This is a genomic window from Symbiobacterium ostreiconchae, from assembly GCF_055396975.1.
Genome location: NZ_AP042454.1, coordinates 3230687 through 3249121, shown reverse-complemented (window position 1 = coordinate 3249121; position 18435 = coordinate 3230687). Strand labels below are relative to the sequence as shown.

The following is an 18435-nucleotide window of genomic DNA, read 5'->3' as shown; positions in this document are numbered from 1 at the left end:
GGTGAGCGTTGTGCTGGAGCCGCTCTCCGTGGCCATCGGCCTTGCCGGGGTGGGGGACCTGATCGCCATCTGGCGGGGCGTCCGCTGGCTGCGGTACGTGTTCAAGCCGGGGACCATGTTCCTGATCATCGCCCTGGCCGCCACCGGATTGCCCGAAGCGGGAACCTTCGGGTACCTGGTGCTCGCGGGCCTGGTCTTCTCGGTCGCGGGCGACATCTTCCTGGTGCTGCCGCAGAACCGCTTCCTGGCCGGGCTGGTGTCCTTCTTTCTGGCACACCTCATGTACATCGCCGCCTTCTCGACCCGGCGGGCGGGATGGGGCCTGCTGGACGCGGCGGTTCTGTCAGGCCTGGCGGTCGTGGGGCTGCTCCTCTTCCGCCGGATGCGCCCGGGGCTGATCCGGGAGGGCGGAGGCCCCTTGCAGGCGGCTGCAGGCCTCTACCTCGCCGCCATCTCGGCCATGGTGCTGGCGGCCGTGGGCACCCGGCTGCCCGGCCTGGTGCTGGGGGCCCTGCTGTTCTACGTCTCGGACGCCATCCTGGCCTGGAACCGGTTCGCCCGGCCTCTGCCCGGGGCGAACCTGGGCGTGATGAGCACCTACTTCGCCGGGCAGTATCTGATCGCGGTGAGCGTGCTGGGCGGCGGGTAGGGTCGGGAAGCGCGCGACAAGAGGCCGGGAGGCCGTACGCGTGCACGGTCTCCCGGCCTTTGGTGTGCAGCCACGGCCGCTCGTCCCGACTCGCCGCCCCGGTGCGCCGTTTCCCGCTACTTCACCAGGTGCCGGATCAGGAAGTCGGCCATGGCGCCATAGCCCTTGAGCTGGTTGGTCCGCTTGGTGAAGCCGTGGCCCTCGTCCTCGAAGACCAGGTACTCGACCTCGCGGCCCATGCTGCGCAGCCGCTCGACCATCTGATCCGACTCGGCCTTCACCACCCGGGGGTCCATGGCGCCCTGGACCACCATGAGCGGGCACTTGAGCTGATCCACGTAGGTGATGGGCGAGCGCTCGATCAGGAACTCCCGGTCTTCCTCGGCATCGCCGAGCCAGGCCTTCATGATCGGCTTCCAGTGCGGCGGTACCGACTGCACGAAGGTGATCAGGTTCGAGGGGCCGCAGAAGTCGCAGGCCGCGGCCCACAGGTCGGGCAGGCGGGTGGCGGCGGAGAGCGTGGCGAAGCCGCCGAAGGAGCCGCCCCAGATGGCGATGCGGTCGCCGTCGATCCAGTCCAGCGAGCGCAGGTACCGGTTGCAGGCCTCGATGTCCTTCAGCTCGGCCCCGCCCCAGTCGCGGTGGATGCGCTTCTGGTAGTCGATGCCGAAGCCCGTCGAGCCCCGGATGTTGGGGGCGAGCACGGCCACGCCCCGGCTGAGCAGGTACTGGTAGAAGCCGCCGTAGTTGTAGCCCGGCCGCTCCTGGGCCTCCGGCCCGCCGTGGATGGAGAGCACGACGGGGACCTTCTGGCCCGGCTCGATCCCGTGGGGCCGGTAGAGCCAGGCGGGGATGCGCAGGCCGTCGAAGGCGTCGATGTGCACCAGCTCCGGCTCCACGAACACCTCGTCGGGGATGTTGCCCAGCATCGACTCGGTGACCCGGGTCAGGCTGCCGGCGTCGACGTCCAGCACGTAGATCGTCGGGGCCTCCTTGTAGGTGGCCATCTGGAGGAAGAGCCGGTTGCGGCTGTCCTTCCGGGCAAACTTCAGGTCCGCGATGACCCCGGCGGGTACCGGAGGCAGGTCGATCCGGCGGCCGCTCTCCCGCTCGACGACGTGCACGACCGAGCGGCCGGCCTCGTTCACCACGTAGGCCAGGAGCCGCTGGTCGGCGTTCAGGGCGCAGCCCTCGACGTCCCAGTCGGCGGTGACGGCGTACGACCACCGCTCCGCGCCCAGGTCGAAGAAGGCGATGCCCTGGAACTCCCGCCCGTCGTTGGTCACGAAGTAGAAGCCCGAGCCGTCCTTCAGCCAGGGGCCGGGGAAGAAGGTCGCCTGCCGGCCCGGGTGGGCGGTGAGGTTGCGGAGCTCGCCGCTGGCGACGTCGATCAGGAGCAGGTCCTGGTCGGTGTTGCCGTAGAACTGGACGGCCAGGATCTTGGACCCGTCGGGTGAGAAGGAGAAGGCATAGCGCAGTCCCCCGCCCGGCGTGAGCTGCCGTGTGTCACCGGTCTCCAGGTCGTACAGGTAGATGTCGACGTCCTGAGGGTTGGCCGCGTTGCCCGAGAACGCCAGGTAGCGGCCGCATGGCGAGAAGCCGGCGATCTGGTACTGGACGTCCGGCCGGTCGGTGATCTTCTCGGGCCAGCCGCCCACCGCATCCATCAGGTAGACCTGGTACTTCTCGTCGCCGTGGTGGTCCGCAATGAACGCGATGCGTGCGCCGTCGGGGCTGAAGACCGCATCTCGCACTGCGTCGTCCGTGAAAAGGGTCAGCTGCCGGGGCCAGCCCCCCTGGCTGGAGACCCGCCAGAGGTTGAACTGGCCGCTGATGTCGCTGATGAACAGGAACGACTCGCCGTCCGGCGCGGGCTGCATCGCCATGATCCGCCGGGTCGCGAAGAACTGCTCGAACCGGTACTGGGGACGCGTGGCCATATGCGCCTTTCCTCCTTCCTGAAGCATCGTTCATAAGACGGTCTGGGGGTTCAAAATGGTTCGATAAGATGAAGGATCAAACTGGGGCGTGCTCCGAACCGGTCTCGGCGGGCAGGGCGCGCCGTTCCTCCCGTGCGACCCAGCGGAAGAAGATGAGGACCCAGGCGAAGATGAAGATGACGCCGCTGGCCAGGTGCATCACGACGCCGGCCGCCTGCTGGTCGGCCATCGGGTCGATGCCGAAGAGGCGGGGCGCCTCCTCGTAGAACGGATACAACACCACGTCCGAGAAGGTGATGACCGCGAAGGCGGCGATCTGGGCCAGCCCGGCCAGGAAGACGTAGGCCATCTGCCCCGGCTCGGAGAGGCGCGGCAGCTCCCGGGTGGGCGAGCAGACGGGCCACCACATCAGGAGCGCGGTCACAACCAGGATGGCGTGCTGCACCGCGTGGAACCAGTGGTAGAGGAGAATCGCCTGATAGGCGACCGGCAGGTGCCAGAGCGAGTAGATCAGGTTGAAGAGCAGCAGCGCCGGCACGGGGTGAACCAGCGCGCGGAGCACCCGCTTCACCCCCGGCCGCCGCAGCAGGGGACGGAGTGCCCACTCGGGAGTGCCGAGCAGGATCAGCGGCGGCAGGATCATGGTGAGCAGGGTGTGCTGGAACATGTGGACGCTGAAGAGGTACAGCTCGGAGATGATGTGGATCGGGGTGCCCTCGCTGAGGTAAACGGTCCAGAGGCCCAGAGAGAAGAGGACCTGCCGCCAGGCGGGCACCGGCGGCCCCCAGCGGTACGCCCGCCGCCAGAGGTTGACCAGCAGCAGGTAGGCGACGTTCAGCAGGATGATCCAGGCCAGGAGGTCGGGGTACCACAGGTCCTCAAAGCGGTGGGCCCACAGGTCGGGGGTCATTTGCTCACCTCCTCCGTGTGCGGGGCAGCCGGCCGGCAGACTCCCGACTGCGCGGCGGCCGGGCTGCAGAGCGGGCGGGGCGATGCCGCCCCGCCCGGACCGCGCAGATTCCTTCAGGCAGACGAGCCGTCTCGTCCACGTCGAGCCTGGTCACGCCAGGTTGATGAACCGCACGGCGACCGTGATCAGGGTCGCCAGGGTGACGCCGACGGCGAAGATGGCCGTGAGGATGCGCGCATCAAAGCGCAGGTGCATGAAGTAGGCGGCCACCAGGAAGAACTTGGCGGCGGAGAGCACGGCCAGGATCGTCACCACCAGCGCCGACATCCCCCGGACGTACAGGATGAGGAACTCGACGGCCGTGATCACTGCCAGGACGGCGCCCACCTTCACGAACGTGGCGGGGGTCGGGTGGGCACGGTGCAACGGGGTGACCTTGGCCCTGCGGCCGGCGGGCAGTCCGGTGTTCACATGCGCACCTCCCCTACTGGACGAACTCGAGCAGGTAGACCACGGTGAAGAGCACGATCCAGACGATGTCGACGAAGTGCCAGTAGAGCCCGGCCACTTCGACGTCGTCGGCCTTGTCGGCGGTGAGCCCGCTGCCGCGGCCGTGGTAGAGCAGGGTGAGCAGCCAGATCACGCCCACCGCCACGTGGGCGCCGTGAAAGCCGGTCAGCGTGTAGAAGGCGGTGCCGAACACGCTGGACGAGAGGCTGAGTCCCGCGTGGTAGAAGTGGGTGAACTCGTAGACCTGAAAGCCCAGGAAGGTGAGCCCCATCAGGGCCGTCACCCCTACCCAGCGCCGGGCCACCCGGCCCTCGTTCCGCTGGGCGGCGTTCACCCCCAGCACCATGGCCAGCGACGACATCAGCAGCACGAAGGTAGAGACCGTCGTCAGTTCGATATTGAAGAGGTCGGCCGGGCCGACGCCCGGCTGGAAGCCCCCCTTGTAGACCAGGTAGCCGACCAGCAGGCAGGCGAAGAAGATCGATTCTGAGGCGATGAAGAGCCAGAAGCCCAGCTTGCGGTTGTCGATGCCGGTGTTGGTCTCGTGATGCCCCCACCCGGCGTGGGCGTGGCTGCGGTGCGCGTGGCCGTGGTGTGCCATCTCAGTCACCCTCCCCCGCTTCGACCAGGGTGCCGCCTTCGCCCTCGAAGGCCCACCCCCAGATGGCCAGCAGCGCGATCACGAACCCCGCCACGATTACCGGTACGGCGTAGGGCAGCCGCATCCGGATGAAGAGCACGCCCGCCGCGGCGACGGTGGGACCCAGCGCCAGAAGGAGGGGCATCAGCGACGGTCCGGGCAGGTGGATGGGCGCCGTGCCCGGCGAGGTGTATTCCAGGGCCTTTTCGCTGCCCTCGGGGTGCTTGTGGAACCAGAAGGCGTCCCGCAGGTGCACGACGGGCACCGTCGCGAAGTTGTAGGCCGGCGGCGGGGAGGGGACGGTCCACTCCAGGGTGCGGCCATCCCAGGGGTCCGCCGGGGCGTCCATCGGCTTGCGCATGGTCACGATGATGTTGGCAATGAGCACCAGGATGCCGGCCGCCAGCACGAACACGCCGATCGTGGAGATCAGGTTCCAGAACTCCCAGCCCAGTCCCGGGGCATAGGTGTAGACGCGCCGGGGCATCCCCAGCAGGCCGAGGAAGTGGAAGGGGAAGGCGAACGTGTGGAATCCGGCAAAGATGAGCCCGAAGCTCCACCGGCCCAGCCGCTCATCCAGGAGCCGTCCGAAGACCTTGGGGAACCAGTGGTAGATCCCGCTCAGGATGGCGAAGATCGTTCCGCCGATGAGCACGTAATGGAAGTGGGCGACGATGAAATAGGTGTCGTGCTGCTGGGCGTTGGACGGCGCGGCGGCGTGCATGAAGCCGGACAGGCCGCCGATGGTGAAGCTGGCGATGAAGCCGATGGCGAAGAGCATCGCCGTGGTGAAACGCACCTGCCCGCCCCACATCGTGCTGATCCAGTTGAAGATCTTCACGCCCGTGGGCACCGCGATGGCCATGGTCGTCAGGGCGAAGATCGAGTTGACCACCGGGCCCATGCCCACCGTGAACATGTGGTGGCTCCAGACGGTGAAGCCCATGAAGCCGATGAGGGCGGTGGAGAAGACCATCACGGAGTAGCCGAAGAGCATCTTGCAGGCGTGGACGGGCAGCACTTCGGAGATGATGCCCATCGCCGGCAGGATGAGGATGTAGACCTCCGGGTGGCCGAACACCCAGAACAGGTGCTGATAGAGGAGCACGCTGGCGCCCCTGGCCACCTCGAAGAAGTTGGCCGCAAACGCCCGGTCGAACATCAGCATGATCAGCGCCACGGTAACCGAGGGGAAGGCGAAGATGATGATGGCCGATGTGACCAGCGTCGTCCAGACGAAGACGGGCATCTTCATCAGGCTCATGCCCGGCGCCCGCATGTTGAGGATGGTCACGATGAAGTTGAAGCCCGAGACCAGCGTGCCGATGCCGAGGAGGAGCAGGCCCAGGGTCCAGATGTCGGTGCCCAGGCCGCCGGTGAACTCCACGGACGTCAGGTTCGCGTAGCCGAACCACCCGACGTCGGGCACGTCTCCGCCGGCGGTTCCCCTCAGCCAGCCGACGTTGATGAAGATGGCGCCGAACAGGTAGATCCAGTACGAAAAGGCGTTGAGGCGGGGAAACGCCACGTCGCGCGCCCCGATGAGCAGCGGCAGCAAGTAGTTCATGAAGGCCGCGAGCAGGGGCATGACGCCCAGGAAGATCATGGTGGTGGCGTGCATGGTGAAGAGGGCGTTGAAGGTCCTGGCCGACACCACCTCAAGGCCGGGCCGCGCCAGCTGCAGCCGCATGACCCAGGCCTCCAGGCCGCCCACCAGAAAGAAGAAGAAGCCGGTAACGCCGTACATGATGCCGATGCGTTTGTGGTCCACCGTCGCCACCCAGGACCAGAACCCCGTCTGGGCGGTGGGACGAGGGATGAACCCCAGCGTCTTCGCAGCGGTCGCCATGCGGTCACAACCTCCGTTTCACCGGGGGATTGGCCGTCGGATCGGATCGCCTCACTTCAGGCTCTGGAGGTACTGCACGATGGCATCGAGGTCTTGCTCCGAGAGCCGGGCGTGGGACGGCATGGTGGTCCCCGGCTTGAAGCCGGCCGGGTTCCGCACCCATTCCTTCAGGTTCTCGTAGTTGTTCTCCAGGAGGCCGGCCGCGATGGTGGAACGCTGACCGACATCCGTCAGGTTGGGACCGACGACGCCCTGGGCGCTGGTGCCGTCCACGGCGTGGCAGGCGAAGCAGTTGCCGGCGGACGACTCGAACAGCTCCCGGCCCCGGGCCGCGGCGGGCGAGAGGTCACCCGGTCCCCGGGCCATGCCCTGCCGCTGCCGCACCCACGCTTCGAACTCCTCCGGGGCCATGGCCTTTACCGTGAAGCGCATGTTGGCATGCGAGTCGCCGCAGAACTCGGCGCACTGGCCCAGGTAGACGCCGGGCTCGTCCGCCTGGATCCAGGCGATGTTGATGCGCCCGGGGATCATGTCGGTCTTGCCGGCGAGCTTGGGCACCCAGAACGAGTGGATGACGTCGTTGGAGGTCAGCTCCAGCCGGACAGGCTGCCCCGCCGGGATGCGCAGCTCATTGGCGGTGACGATGCCCAGGTCGGGGTACTCGAAGCCGAACCACCAGCGGTAGCCGACGGCCCGCACCGTCATCGCGCCGTCGGGCGGCGTGGCGGTGGAGAAGGCCGCCTCCACGGTGGGGAAAGCGACGGAGGTTAGGATGAGGATCGGGATGACGGTCCAGATAATTTCAAGGACATGATTGCCCCGGATCTGCCGGGGCACCTCCGTCTGCCCGGGGCGGGCGCGGAAGCGGAAGACGACGTACAGCAGCACCGCTGTCACCGCGATGCCGATGGCCAGCGCGATGTACAGGGTGTACAGCAGCAGCCCGGTCTGCACCTGAGCGACCGGGCCTTTCGGGTCCAGGGGCGTCTGCGGCAGGGTGCTGCATCCCGCCAGCAGGCCGCCGGCCGGCAGGAGAGCGGCGCCGAGCCGCAAGCCGCTCTGTCTCGTCCACTTACCCACCGATCATCCGCTCCTCATATCCGATTCAGGTTGTAGGCCCAACTCGGTTGGCCAGAGGAGAAACCACCATCCACTGTAGTACAAAAAGACTAGTCTGACAACCCGGCATTGCGCGATCCGTCGGACAAATCCTCCGCCCGTCGCCGCCGTCTGTTCAGGGATCGCCGCCGTCTTTCAACGCCCGCCGCGCCGGAGCCCGGTCATGGCGTGCAGGATCCCTACCCAGGCTCCCTTCATGTTCCGGTAGGTGCCGGTGAGGAAGAGCGCCCCGAAGCCGCACCACAGCATCCACTGGGCCCGGGCACTGAGGGGGGTGAGCGCAGCCGTGATGTAGACGCCCACGGTGACCAGGACCGCGGTGACGCAGTACGCCACCAGCATGGCGCCCACGAAATCCCCTTCTTCGGGTTCGAAGGGGACGCCGCACGCCGGGCAGCGGTCGGCCAGCCCGAAGGCCCCCCGGCCCATCCTGCCGCGGCGGCAGGCGGGGCAGCGCAGGCGCAGGCCGTCCCAGGCGCCGCGGGCCATCGGCCCCAGCACGGCCATCACCTCCCGGACAGCAGCAGGCGGATCTGGGCCATCACCTCGTCGGTGTCCAGGAAGTTGCCCTGGTGGAAGGCCCGGATCCGGCCTTCCGGGTCGACGAGCGCCACACGGCCGCTGTGCTCCACCCGGTAATCGGTCGCCGGCGCGCCGCCGTGCGCGTGTGCATCTCCGTGGTGGTGGCCCGCGTGGATGACCTGGTCCGTCTCCAGTTGCTGGATGCCCACGAGAAAGCCCTTCTCCACGACGGTGCGCACGTGGTCCGGCCTTCCGGTGAGGAAGCGCCAGGAGGCGGTGTCGGCGCCAAACCTTCGGGCATAAGCCGCCAGCTGCTCCGGGGTGTCGTACTCCGGATCGACGGTGATGGAGACCAGGTGGACCCGGTCGGTCAGCCCGGTGCGGGCCAGATCGACCTGGAGCGCACGCATCTGCGCCGTGATGGCCGGGCAGATGTCGGGGCAGGAGGTGTAGATGAAGCCGATGAGGTGGATGCGTCCCGCGAGATCCTCGTCGGTGAACGGTTGCCCGTCCTGATCCACCAGGTTGAAATCGGGCACGTGGCCGAACACCGGCAGGGCAGGCTGGCGGAGCGTCACCCACAGCGCGATGAGTCCGGCCAGCGAGAGCACGACTACGCCGACGCTGAGCGCCAGGCCGATCCGGATGCCGCGGGGCAGGGCGGCGACGGAGGTCATCGGATTCTCCCTCCCGCAAGGTGGGAAGTGCTGGTGAGATGCATTTATTATCCGCCAACTCCGACGATTCCTGCCGCCGGGGCCCACTTCGGCAACATCCACGACATTTTTATCGGGAAAGTGAGAAAAATAGGAGGATTTTGCCGACCGCCCGTCAAACTTCGGTTCACCGACCGGAGCCGTCGGCGCCGGCCGGCCGGACGGGTCCGGGGAGAAAGGCGGGGGAGGCAGCTCCATGTTTGCGCAGGTGCGTGATCGGCATCAGGCCAGCCAGATGGTGCGGGACTACGTTCTGCTGACCAAGCCCCGCATCGTCGTCCTGCTCCTGATCACCGGGTTCGCCGCCATGTGGGTCGCTGCAGGGGGGCCGCCGCCGCCGGGCGTCACCGCGGTCACCATGGTCGGGCTGGCAATGTCCTGCGGGGCGGCCAACGCCATCAACATGTGGTACGACCGGGACATCGACGCCATCATGACGCGGACCCAGCGAAGGCCCCTTCCCGCCGGCCGCCTGACCCCGGCGCAGGCCCTGCGGTTCGGGGTGGTCACCGGGGTGCTCAGCTTCCTGGTGCTGCTGACCGTGAACCTGCTCACCGCGCTCCTGGCCACTGCCGGCCTGCTGTTCTACGTGCTGGTCTACACCATGTGGTTGAAGCGCTCCACGGTGCATAACATCGTCATAGGCGGCGCCGCGGGCGCTGCGCCGCCGCTGGTGGGGTGGGCCGCGGTGACCGGCCGGCTCGACTGGGCCGCCCTGGTCATGTTCCTGGTCGTCTTCGTCTGGACGCCGCCGCACTTCTGGGCGCTGGCGCTCTTCCGCGGCGAGGACTATGAACGGGCCGGGGTTCCCATGCTGCCGGTGGTGCGGGGGGAGCGGGCCGCCAAGTGGCAGATCCTGTTCTACTCTCTGCTGCTGATCCCGTCCGCGGCCCTGCTGTACTGGACCGGCGTCGTCGGCCAGTTCTACCTGTGGACGTCCGTCGCCCTGGGGGCGGCCATGGTCGCCGCTTCGGTGGGCCTGCTACGGGAGCGGCTGCCCCGGATGGAGTGGGCCCACCGGACCTTCGGCTGGTCCCTGCTCTACCTGGCAGTGGTCTTCCTGGCGATGATGCTGGACGTGACCCGGGTCTGAACGGAGGGGAGGAAAGCGCGGTGGACCGAATCCTCGCCCTGCTTCCCACTGTCAACGCCGTCCTGATCTCGGTGAGCGGCCTTTTCATCCTGTGGGGGATCCGGCTGGTCAGGCGGGGGGAAAGGGAGAAACACCGGCGGGCGATGCTGACGGCCACGGGGCTGACGACGCTGTTCCTGATCCTCTACGTCACCCGCGTCTCCCTGGGCGGGCTGTCCACCTTTTCGGGCCCGGCCTGGCTGCGGCCGATCTACCTTGCGATCCTGATCAGCCACTTCACCCTGGCCATCGTGCAGACGCCGCTGGTCGTGGCGGCTCTCTGGCAGGCGTTCCGCGGGGTATTTCCGTCGCACCGGCGCCTGGGCCGGGTGGCGTGGCCCATCTGGGTGTATGTGTCGGCCACCGGGGTGCTCGTCTACGGCCTGCTGCGGTTTCCTTACCCTTCTTAGTGGCCGCACGCGGGCGGCTGTGCGGACGGAGCGCGGGGAGGCGTGGGCATGCGATTCAACCGTCCCGCCCTGGTGGGCGCGGCGCTGGGGTTCGCCCTGGCGATGCCGGCGTTTGAGGTCTGCCTGCTGACGATCCTGCTGATCGACGGCGGCCTGTTGGATGCGATGGTCGCCATCCGGTACTTCTCCCGCCCGCTGAACGTGATCGCCCTGCTGGTCGTCCTGCACGTGGCGGGCGGTCTGATCGGCGCGGCGGCGGGGTATGCGCACGGCCGCATGCGAAGCCCGCCCCGCCTGCGCGTGATCGGCGGCGGCGTGCGCCCCCGGCGCTAAGAAGATGAAGACACAGACGGACCCCGCCCCCTTGCGAGGGGCGGGGTCCTTCCCTGTCAGGATCCGCCGTACGTGACGAGGCGAACGGCGCCCACGCCGCCGGAGACCACCAGGTCGATCGCGTCGACCCCGTCCTGGTACGCAGGCGTCACGTAGTATCCGTTCTGCTTCACGAAGCCGTCGTCGGCGGAGGCGCCGCCGAGACCGGTCTCGATCCGGATGCGTGCCGGCCGCCCTGCCGGCACCCGCAGGACGACCTCGCCGACACCGGCGTCAATCCGGCCCGTGACGGCCCCCTGCCCGGGCAGCGTGATCGACACCTGGCCAACTCCGGCATCCACGTTCAGCTCCGGCACGACCAGCCGGGACAGGTCGAGGTCGCTCTCCCCCACGCCGGCATTGAGGTCCAGGCGGATCGGGAGCCGGTCTGTGAGCACCAGGTCCCACCGGGCCTGGGTGGTACCCTGTGATCGGATCTGTCTCGTCATCTCGGAGTACAGGCGGAAGACGCCCTCGCCGCCTCTGACGCTGTATCCCCAACGGATGTTCTCACCGGGCAGCGGCACCACCGATCCCTGGATGAGGGAATCCGACAGCGGTTCGCCGCGGATCGTCAGCATCGACAGCGAAGCGTCGATCCGGATCTCGGCCGAGGAGATGTCCTCCAGCGGCTGGGCGATGGTGATGGGCTGCCCGGGCTGCGGGGCGACGTGCAGGGGCTGTGTGCCCAGCAAGATGCCGGCGACCAGCGCCAGGGCCACGATGACCGCGACTATCCTGCCCCATCCGCCCCGCTGGCCGAAGAGCATGTCGAGCCCTGCCGCGATGAGCCACACCGGCCAGAGCCGCCAGATGACCTCCCACAGGGACCACTGGATCCAGCCGAAGCTCTGGCCCAGGAAGAAGAGGCCCAGGAAGATGAGGATGAGCGGCCCGACGATGGAGCGCTGCTTCCTCCGCGGCGGGGGAGGCGGGGGCGGGTTGTACATTGACCCGTGCGGCGGCCGGTTGCCGGCCCCGTCGCTGTCCCCCGGGGGGTCTGAGCCTTCTCCGCCGCCCGGGCCGTACGGGGGAACGCCGGATGTGCCCCCGCCCTCCGGCCGGCCGCCGAACGACCTCCCGCCGTCGGTATGGCTGCTGAACGAGGTCCTGTCATCCGCCTGGCGGTCGAATGCGCTCCCGCCGACGGGCTGGTGGTCGGGCGAGTTCCTGCCCTCCGCCGGGCGGTCGAATGCGCTTCCCCCACCGACCTGCCGGCCTGACGAGTCCGTGCCGTCTGCCTGGCGGGCGAATGCGTTCGCGCCAGGCGCGGGGCCGCTGACCTTGGCCCTCCCATCCGATGAATCGCCGAAACCGGCCGTGCCCTCCGGCCGACCGGTTGATGCGGTCCTGCCGGCCTCGGTCCTGGTCGCAGGCCGTCTGTCCAACGGTGACCCGGCCCCTGGACGTCCCGCAGACGCGCTCAGAGTCTCCGGCCCGTCACCGGGCGCGGCACCGGACTCCGGCTGGCCACCGCCCGGCCTCCGGGTCACGGATCGGCGGTGGGCTTCTCTATGGATGACGGTCGGGTCCGGCTGCTCACCTTCCCCGACCGCCGACGTGCGGAAGGGCGTTGTGCGCGGGGGCCGGTAGGCCGGCACCGGCGCGACGGGCGAAGGCGGGGTCGTCGGTTCCGGCGTGGCGTGCGGCTTGCGGTCCAGCTCCGGGCGCTGGTCACGCTGGTCCATGGTCACCTCTCCCCCAGCTTTCAATCTCATCTACAGGATTGGACGCCGGTCTCGTCGGCCCTCCCTTCACACCCGTCAAAATCGGCCGGACACCGGAGCAAGAGGGGTGCCTTCGTGTCATAGGCGCGGGCCCGGTCAGAGGGTAGACTGGGTACGAAGGGAGGGGTATCTGTGGGCCCTTGGCTTCGCAGGCGGGCAGCCCTCGGGTGCGCCCTGCTCACCGTGTTCCTGCTCCCGGCGCTGTTCGCGGGGTGCGCTGGCCGGGAGCCTGGACCTGCCGCCATCGCGGTCCTCCTTGCGGACGATGTGCGCATGGAGAAGGTGGAAGGGCTCAGGGAGGGTCTGGCCGAGCTGGGCTATCCGCCGGAGCGGGTCTCCATCACCGTTTACTCCGCCGGAGGAGACCGCACGCGGCTGCCTGTCCTGGCCGCCGAGGCCATCGCCGCCCGTCCGGACGTGCTGGTCGCCGGCGGCGGCATCGAGGCCGATACTCTTCATAAGAGCGACAACCCGGGGATTCCGGTGGTGATGGCCGGGGTCGCCTCGCCCGTGCGGTGGGGCTGGATTGACTCCTACGCTCGCCCCGGCGGCCTGATGACGGGGCTCGACAACCAGCACGCCGAACTGGCGGGCAAGCGGCTGGAGTTGCTGACCCTGCTGCTGCCCGATGTGCGGCGCGTCCTGGTGCTGTACGATCCGCAGGTGGTCCCGGGCATCCACGCCCTGGAGGTGGTGGAGGACGCCGCCTCCCGGCTGGGCGTGTCGCTGGGCACCGTGGAGGCCCGCAGTCTGGATGGCGCGCTGCAGGGACTGAGCCGCGTCCGCCCCGGCGAGTACGATGCCGCACTCTTCCTTCCCGCATTCGTGCTGGAGTCGGGCGCGGGCGAGATCACCGCCGAGCTGGAGCGGCTGGGGCTGCCCGTCATGGGCGCGCTTGACCTCGGCGGGGAAGCCGGGCTGATGGCCGCGTACGGAAACTCCAACCGGGCCCAGGGAAAGCAGGCGGCACGTTTCGTGGCCAAGGTGCTGGCCGGGGTGAGTCCGGCCACCCTGCCCATCGAGTCCATCGACAACCCCGAGCTGGTGGTCAACATCGACGTGGCGAACCGGCTGGGCCTGACGCTGAGGCCGGAGGGACTGGCCTTCGCCCACGTGCGGGGCGCCCCCGGCTCCGGCGCGCTGCCGGCCGGACCGGCCGGAGACAGTCCTGCGCCGGGTGTACCCGCGGGGAACGGTGCTGCGCCGGGTGTACCTGCGGGGACCGGTGCTGCACCGGGTGTACCCGCGGGGAACGGTGCTGCGCCGGATGTGCCCGCGGCGAACGGCGTCGCACCGGCTGTGCCGGCCGGAGACAGCCGCGCGGCGGGAGAGAGGGAGGGGGTGCGGCGATGACCCGGTGGTTCGGGCACCTGCGGCTGAAGGTGCTGGCCTTCGGCATCGCCATGTCGGTCCTCCCCGTCTCGATCTACGGGTGGTACGGTCTGGCGGCGGCGCGCAGCGCCCAGGTGGAGGTGGTGCAGGCGCAGAACCGGGCGGCCGCGGAGACCGTCGCCGAGGAGCTGGCCCGGTTCGTCGATGGGATTACGACCCAGCTGGAGTTGCTGGCCCGCCTGGACGGCGGCCAGCTGGTCTGGGCGCCGGCGTCTGAACAGAAGCGAGTGCTCTACACGCTGCTCCGGGACACGCCGTATCTCGAAGAGGTCTCGCTGGTGGACGCCGGCGGTGTGGAGGTGGCCCGGGCATCCCGGCGCGAGGTCGTGGCCGGTCAGCCTCCGGCCCGGCACGCCGATGCGCCCTACTGGGACGCCATCACGTCAGGGGAGTCCACTGTGGGGCCGGTCACGTTCGACGACTACGGCAGGCCGCTCTTTACGGTCGGCGTACCGCTCCCCGGCGGAACCGGCGCCCTCATCGCGCGCCCGACCCTGCGGGGGCTGATCGACAGCCTGGCGGCGGTCCAGGCGGCGGGCGCCGTGCGGACCCACGTCTTTGACGACACCGGCCGCCTCATCGGCGACTCGGACTTCAGCCTGGTGCTGGCCGGCTACCGCTGGGAGGACACGGGGGACTCCGGCCTTCCCTACCGCTCGCTGACCGGCGACGACGCCTTCGGCCATGTGGCTGAGGTGCCGGGCCTGAAGTGGCGGGTGCTTGCGGAGACCACCGTAACCGATGCGATGGCCCCCGTGCGGTGGCTCGCCTGGGAGTTTGCCGCGGGCGCGCTCCTCCTGATGTCCGTCGTGGTCGGACTCTCCATCGTGTTCGGGCTCCAGCTCACCGTCCCGCTGGAGCGGCTGGAGGCCGGGGCCATGTGTGTAGGATCCGGCGACCTGACGGTGCGCATCCCCGAGGGCGGCCGTGACGAGCTGGGACGCCTGGTCCGGGCTTTCAATCAGATGACGGAGAAGCTCAGGATTCAGGACGCCAACCTGCGCGCCGAGCGGGATCTGCTGGACACTGCGGTCTCCGCCATGGGCGCGGGCCTGGCCCTGATCGATGCCCGGGGACAAATACTCTGGGCCAACCGGCACCTGCTGGAGTGGTTTCCGGACGCCTGCGTGGGCGGCCCTTGCAGGGGCGTGCTGGGACGTGCCTGCGATGGCGCCGGCTGTGCCCCGGACGGCGAGTACCGGGTTCGGATCGCGGGGCGGGAGCGGGTGCTGCGCTATCAAACGCACCAGATCGCCGGTGCGGGTCCCGACGACCCTGCCCGGCTCGAGGTGATCGAGGACGTCACCGAACGGCGGGCGATGGAGCAGATGGTGCGCCAGTCCGAGAAGCTGGCCGCGGTGGGCCAGCTGGCGGCGGGCGTCGCCCACGAGATCAACAACCCGCTCGCCGTGATCTCGGCGTATGCCGAGGACCTGAGCGACCGCCTCCGGGAAGAGGGGGCGGCGGCCCTGGAGCAGGGGGGCGAGCTTGGGGCCTACCTGGCCCAGCTTCAGGTGCAGGTACAGCGGTGCAAGAGCATCACCGGCAACTTGCTGGACTTTGCGCGCCGCGGGTCCGGCGAACCTGAACCCGTGGATGTGGCCGCCGTGGCCCGGGCGACCGCAGCCCTCGTCCATCCCCGTGCCCGGCGGATTGGCGTCGCGGTGGAGGTGAAGGCTTCCGACGCGCTGCCCGCCGTGCGGGCCTCCCGCGATCAGCTGCAGCAGGTGTTCCTCAACCTGGTCACCAACGCCCTGGACGCCATCGAGGAGGGCGGCGGGAGCGTCGTGCGGATCACCGCCGAAGCGGTGGTCGGCACCGGGGAGGGGGCGGTGCGGGTCGCCGTGCACGACGACGGCCCCGGGATGGACGAGGATACCCTGACCCGGGCCATGGAGCCCTTCTTCACCACCAAGCCCCCCGGGCGGGGAACGGGCCTCGGGCTCTCGACGTGCTACGGCATCGTTACGGGCCTGGGCGGGCGGTTCTGGCTGGAAAGCCTGCCGGGGGCGGGCACCACCGTCTGGTTCGAACTGCCGATCTGGGAGGGGGAGTGACGCATGCGGAGCTATGCCCTGCTGATCGCGGACGACGAGGCCTCGTTTCGTGATCTCCTGGAGCGGCGCCTGCGCCGAAAGGGTTACTTGGTGAAGGCGGTTGGGTCCGGGACCGAGGCCCTGGCGGCCCTGGCGGAGGAGGAGTTCGACGCCGCGATTTTTGATATGAAGATGCCCGGGCTCGACGGGATCGCGACGCTCCGGCGGGCACGGGAGATCCAGCCCTCCCTCCCCGTGCTGATCCTTACCGGACACGGTTCAATCGAGACGGCTGTGGAGGCCATTCGGGCCGGGGCGTACGATTACCTGACCAAGCCGTGCAACCTCGCTGAGCTGGAGGCCATCCTGGAGCGGGCGCTGGAGCGGCGTGCCCTGGAGGTGGAGAACCGAGGCCTGCGGGAGGCGCTGCGCCGCCTGGGCGACGGGCTCGAGATCGTGGGGCGCAGCGAGCCGATCCGCCGGCTGCTGGATCTCACCCGGCGAGTCGCCCAGGGATCCATGCCCGTGCTGATCGAAGGCGAAAGCGGCACGGGCAAGGAGCTGATCGCCCGGGCCGTCCACGTGTGGAGCCCTCGTGCCGCGGGGCCGTTCATTCCCGTTAACGCTGGGGCGCTGCCTGCGCAGTTGCTGGAGAGCGAGCTGTTCGGTCACGCGCGCGGCGCGTTCACCGGAGCAGTGGCGGCGAAGCCCGGCCTGGTGGAGCTGGCCGAGGGGGGCACACTTTTTCTGGACGAGATCGGCGAGATGCCCCTGGAGGTGCAGGCGAAGCTGCTGCGCTTCCTGGAGAGCCACGAACTCCGGCGGGTGGGAGAGACGCGCATCCGCCGGGTAGACGTCCGCATCGTCGCCGCCACCAACCGCCGCCTGCTCGATGAGGTGCAGGCGGGTCGGTTCCGGGAGGACCTGTACTACCGGCTGAACGTGGTCACGCTGCACGTGCCGCCTCTGCGGGACCGGCGGGAGGACATCCCGCTGCTGGTGGAGCACTTCCTGGCGCGCCTGGGCTCGGAGAAGGAGATCGTGCCTGAGGCGTTGGAGATGCTTATGCAGCACGAGTTTCGGGGGAATGTGCGAGAATTGTTCAACTTGGTGCAGCGCGGCGTGATCATGAGTCCAGACCGGTTCATCGCACCGGAGGACCTGGGGTTGGGGACAAGGTCTGCGTCCACGGCAGCCTCTGCGCAGAGCGACAGCGGGCCGGCGGCGTCGGCGCGCTGGAGCGATGTGGATGGCGCCGACGACGAAGCGTTTCCGACGTTGGAGGAGATGGAGCGGGCACATATTGCCCGGGCCCTGGAGCGGACGGGCTGGAACCGGGCCCAGGCGGCCCAGTTGCTCGGGGTGAGCGTCCGCACGCTGTACCGGAAGATCGAGAGCTACGGCCTCCGGCCGGGGGAGTAGGGGGTGGCGGGGCGCTTGTGGGAGCGGCCGCTGACGTACGTGGTGCTCATCGTTCTGCTCCTGAGTGTGGGGATGATGCTGGAGCGGGCGCCGCTGGCCAGTCTGGTGGGGCTGCGGGTGGTCGACTGGATGGTGACCCGGGGCGCGCTGGTGGCGGCCGTCTACCTGTTTTGGCGGCTGGTCCGGGCGTACGAGCGCAGGGTTGGGTTGGAGGCGGAGCGAGACCGCCGCCAGGGGTGACCTGGCGGCGGCTTTCCTTATCTGGGATGATCATCTGCCGGGGGTCTTGCCCACGGTATGCGCGCAATCCTGGTGCAATGCTGCAAGGTGGGTGAGGCTGGACGGCCGGGGGAGGGCTCAGGGCGACCGGGACGGGGTTTGAGGGGCTTGAGGGCACGAGGGGCGGGGGTTGAGCATGGCTGCGGTTGGGTGAGCCTCCCAGGCTGTTCAAATCTGTGCAACGCCGGGTGACGAAACCCGTGAGGCGCAGCGCGTGGGCAGTATCAGGCGAGTCGAAGAAGCCAACCTTGACCCGGACGTGGATGGCGAAGGCGAGCCGCCGCCCGCCGTCCAGGCCGAACACGGGGTGCGAGGATATGTGAGCAGACAGCCAGGTCACCTGCGGCGCACCTGACGCTGCGGTGAGACTCCCACAGACTGCGCGTGGGCCGGGCGCATGCGGAAAATGGTGTGAGGTTCGGCGCGGGGGTTGAGCTGGGAATCTCGCGGCAAGCCGGCCAGGTACGGGATCGGAGGCGCAGGTGTAACGAGGTGCCGCAGGTTCGGAGTGCGGGCGCTGGTGACAGATCCCTGAGGTGGTGTGCTCACCAGCGCCTCAACTGCTTCTGCTGCGATAATCCCACGATGTGCGCGTGTACGTCGTGAAAGCGACCCTTCATGTGAGGATCGGTGCGCAGACTGGGCTTCGGCGACGTGGCGGAACCGCGCGTGCCCGGGGCGCGGGGTGGGGGTCGAGCAGAAATGTGGCCAGGCTCGGGGTAAAGGCGGCGGTGAGTACAGCGCCGAGGCGATTCGGGAGCTTGCGCAGGAGCAAGATCGGTTGCGAAACTCCCACGGTGTGCGTGTATG

At 68.9% G+C, this 18435-nt stretch carries 17 protein-coding genes; 8 read left to right on the top strand and 9 right to left on the bottom strand.

The window, feature by feature from the left end; all coding sequences use genetic code 11:
- Positions 1-10 precede the first annotated feature (10 nt).
- Positions 11-649, top strand: a complete 639-nt coding sequence (locus ACZ5UM_RS15815) for a lysoplasmalogenase (RefSeq protein WP_464845249.1) — start codon at positions 11-13, stop codon at positions 647-649.
- A gap of 116 nt (positions 650-765) precedes the next feature.
- On the opposite strand, the gene ACZ5UM_RS15810 is transcribed toward ACZ5UM_RS15815, so the two are convergent.
- The 8 genes from ACZ5UM_RS15810 to ACZ5UM_RS15775 form a co-directional block, all read right to left on the bottom strand.
- Entirely contained in the window at positions 766-2589 is a 1824-nt protein-coding gene (locus ACZ5UM_RS15810; RefSeq protein ID WP_464845248.1) for a S9 family peptidase, read from the bottom strand.
- Between the two features lie 76 nt (positions 2590-2665).
- Positions 2666-3499, bottom strand: coding sequence for a cytochrome c oxidase assembly protein (locus ACZ5UM_RS15805; RefSeq protein WP_464845247.1), 834 nt, complete (start codon positions 3497-3499; stop codon positions 2666-2668).
- Between the two features lie 150 nt (positions 3500-3649).
- On the bottom strand, positions 3650-3970 hold the full coding sequence (locus ACZ5UM_RS15800; protein WP_464845246.1) for a cytochrome C oxidase subunit IV family protein: 321 nt from the start codon (positions 3968-3970) through the stop codon (positions 3650-3652).
- Positions 3971-3983: 13 nt separating this feature from the next.
- Complete coding sequence (locus ACZ5UM_RS15795; RefSeq protein WP_464845245.1) at positions 3984-4610, bottom strand: cytochrome (ubi)quinol oxidase subunit III; 627 nt, start codon at positions 4608-4610, stop codon at positions 3984-3986.
- Between the two features lies 1 nt (position 4611).
- Entirely contained in the window at positions 4612-6498 is a 1887-nt protein-coding gene (gene ctaD / locus ACZ5UM_RS15790) for a cytochrome c oxidase subunit I (RefSeq protein ID WP_464845244.1), read from the bottom strand.
- Positions 6499-6549: 51 nt separating this feature from the next.
- On the bottom strand, positions 6550-7578 hold the full coding sequence (gene coxB, locus ACZ5UM_RS15785) for a cytochrome c oxidase subunit II (protein ID WP_464845243.1): 1029 nt from the start codon (positions 7576-7578) through the stop codon (positions 6550-6552).
- A gap of 174 nt (positions 7579-7752) precedes the next feature.
- Positions 7753-8118: a DUF983 domain-containing protein gene (locus tag ACZ5UM_RS15780; RefSeq protein WP_464845242.1), complete on the bottom strand. Its 366-nt coding sequence runs from the start codon at positions 8116-8118 to the stop codon at positions 7753-7755.
- Positions 8119-8123: 5 nt separating this feature from the next.
- Positions 8124-8816, bottom strand: coding sequence for an SCO family protein (locus ACZ5UM_RS15775; RefSeq protein ID WP_464845241.1), 693 nt, complete (start codon positions 8814-8816; stop codon positions 8124-8126).
- Positions 8817-9051: 235 nt separating this feature from the next.
- Between ACZ5UM_RS15775 and ACZ5UM_RS15770 the strand changes: the two genes are divergently transcribed.
- Genes ACZ5UM_RS15770 through ACZ5UM_RS15760 form a run of 3 tightly spaced genes read left to right on the top strand, consistent with a single transcriptional unit; the run spans position 9052 to position 10730 of the window.
- The gene (locus tag ACZ5UM_RS15770) at positions 9052-9948 is read left to right on the top strand and encodes a heme o synthase (RefSeq protein WP_464845240.1); all 897 of its coding nucleotides are present in this window, start codon (positions 9052-9054) and stop codon (positions 9946-9948) included.
- Positions 9949-9968: 20 nt separating this feature from the next.
- Positions 9969-10397 carry a DUF420 domain-containing protein gene (locus ACZ5UM_RS15765; RefSeq protein WP_464845239.1) on the top strand — a complete coding sequence of 143 codons (429 nt, stop codon included), beginning with the start codon at positions 9969-9971 and terminating at the stop codon, positions 10395-10397.
- A gap of 48 nt (positions 10398-10445) precedes the next feature.
- The gene (locus tag ACZ5UM_RS15760) at positions 10446-10730 is read left to right on the top strand and encodes a hypothetical protein (RefSeq protein WP_464845238.1); all 285 of its coding nucleotides are present in this window, start codon (positions 10446-10448) and stop codon (positions 10728-10730) included.
- Positions 10731-10786: 56 nt separating this feature from the next.
- On the opposite strand, the gene ACZ5UM_RS15755 is transcribed toward ACZ5UM_RS15760, so the two are convergent.
- Positions 10787-11719: a LiaI-LiaF-like domain-containing protein gene (locus ACZ5UM_RS15755; protein ID WP_464845237.1), complete on the bottom strand. Its 933-nt coding sequence runs from the start codon at positions 11717-11719 to the stop codon at positions 10787-10789.
- Positions 11720-12628: 909 nt separating this feature from the next.
- Here ACZ5UM_RS15755 and ACZ5UM_RS15750 point away from each other — a divergent pair.
- The 4 genes from ACZ5UM_RS15750 to ACZ5UM_RS15735 are packed head-to-tail and all read left to right on the top strand — an operon-like array spanning position 12629 to position 17586.
- Positions 12629-13849, top strand: a complete 1221-nt coding sequence (locus ACZ5UM_RS15750) for an ABC transporter substrate-binding protein (protein ID WP_464845236.1) — start codon at positions 12629-12631, stop codon at positions 13847-13849.
- Complete coding sequence (locus ACZ5UM_RS15745) at positions 13846-15945, top strand: ATP-binding protein (protein WP_464845235.1); 2100 nt, start codon at positions 13846-13848, stop codon at positions 15943-15945. The genes ACZ5UM_RS15750 and ACZ5UM_RS15745 overlap by 4 nt, the downstream gene beginning before the upstream one ends.
- Before the next feature lie 3 nt (positions 15946-15948).
- Positions 15949-17346: a sigma-54-dependent transcriptional regulator gene (locus tag ACZ5UM_RS15740; protein ID WP_464845234.1), complete on the top strand. Its 1398-nt coding sequence runs from the start codon at positions 15949-15951 to the stop codon at positions 17344-17346.
- Between the two features lie 3 nt (positions 17347-17349).
- Positions 17350-17586, top strand: coding sequence for a hypothetical protein (locus ACZ5UM_RS15735; protein ID WP_464845233.1), 237 nt, complete (start codon positions 17350-17352; stop codon positions 17584-17586).
- Positions 17587-18435 lie beyond the last annotated feature (849 nt).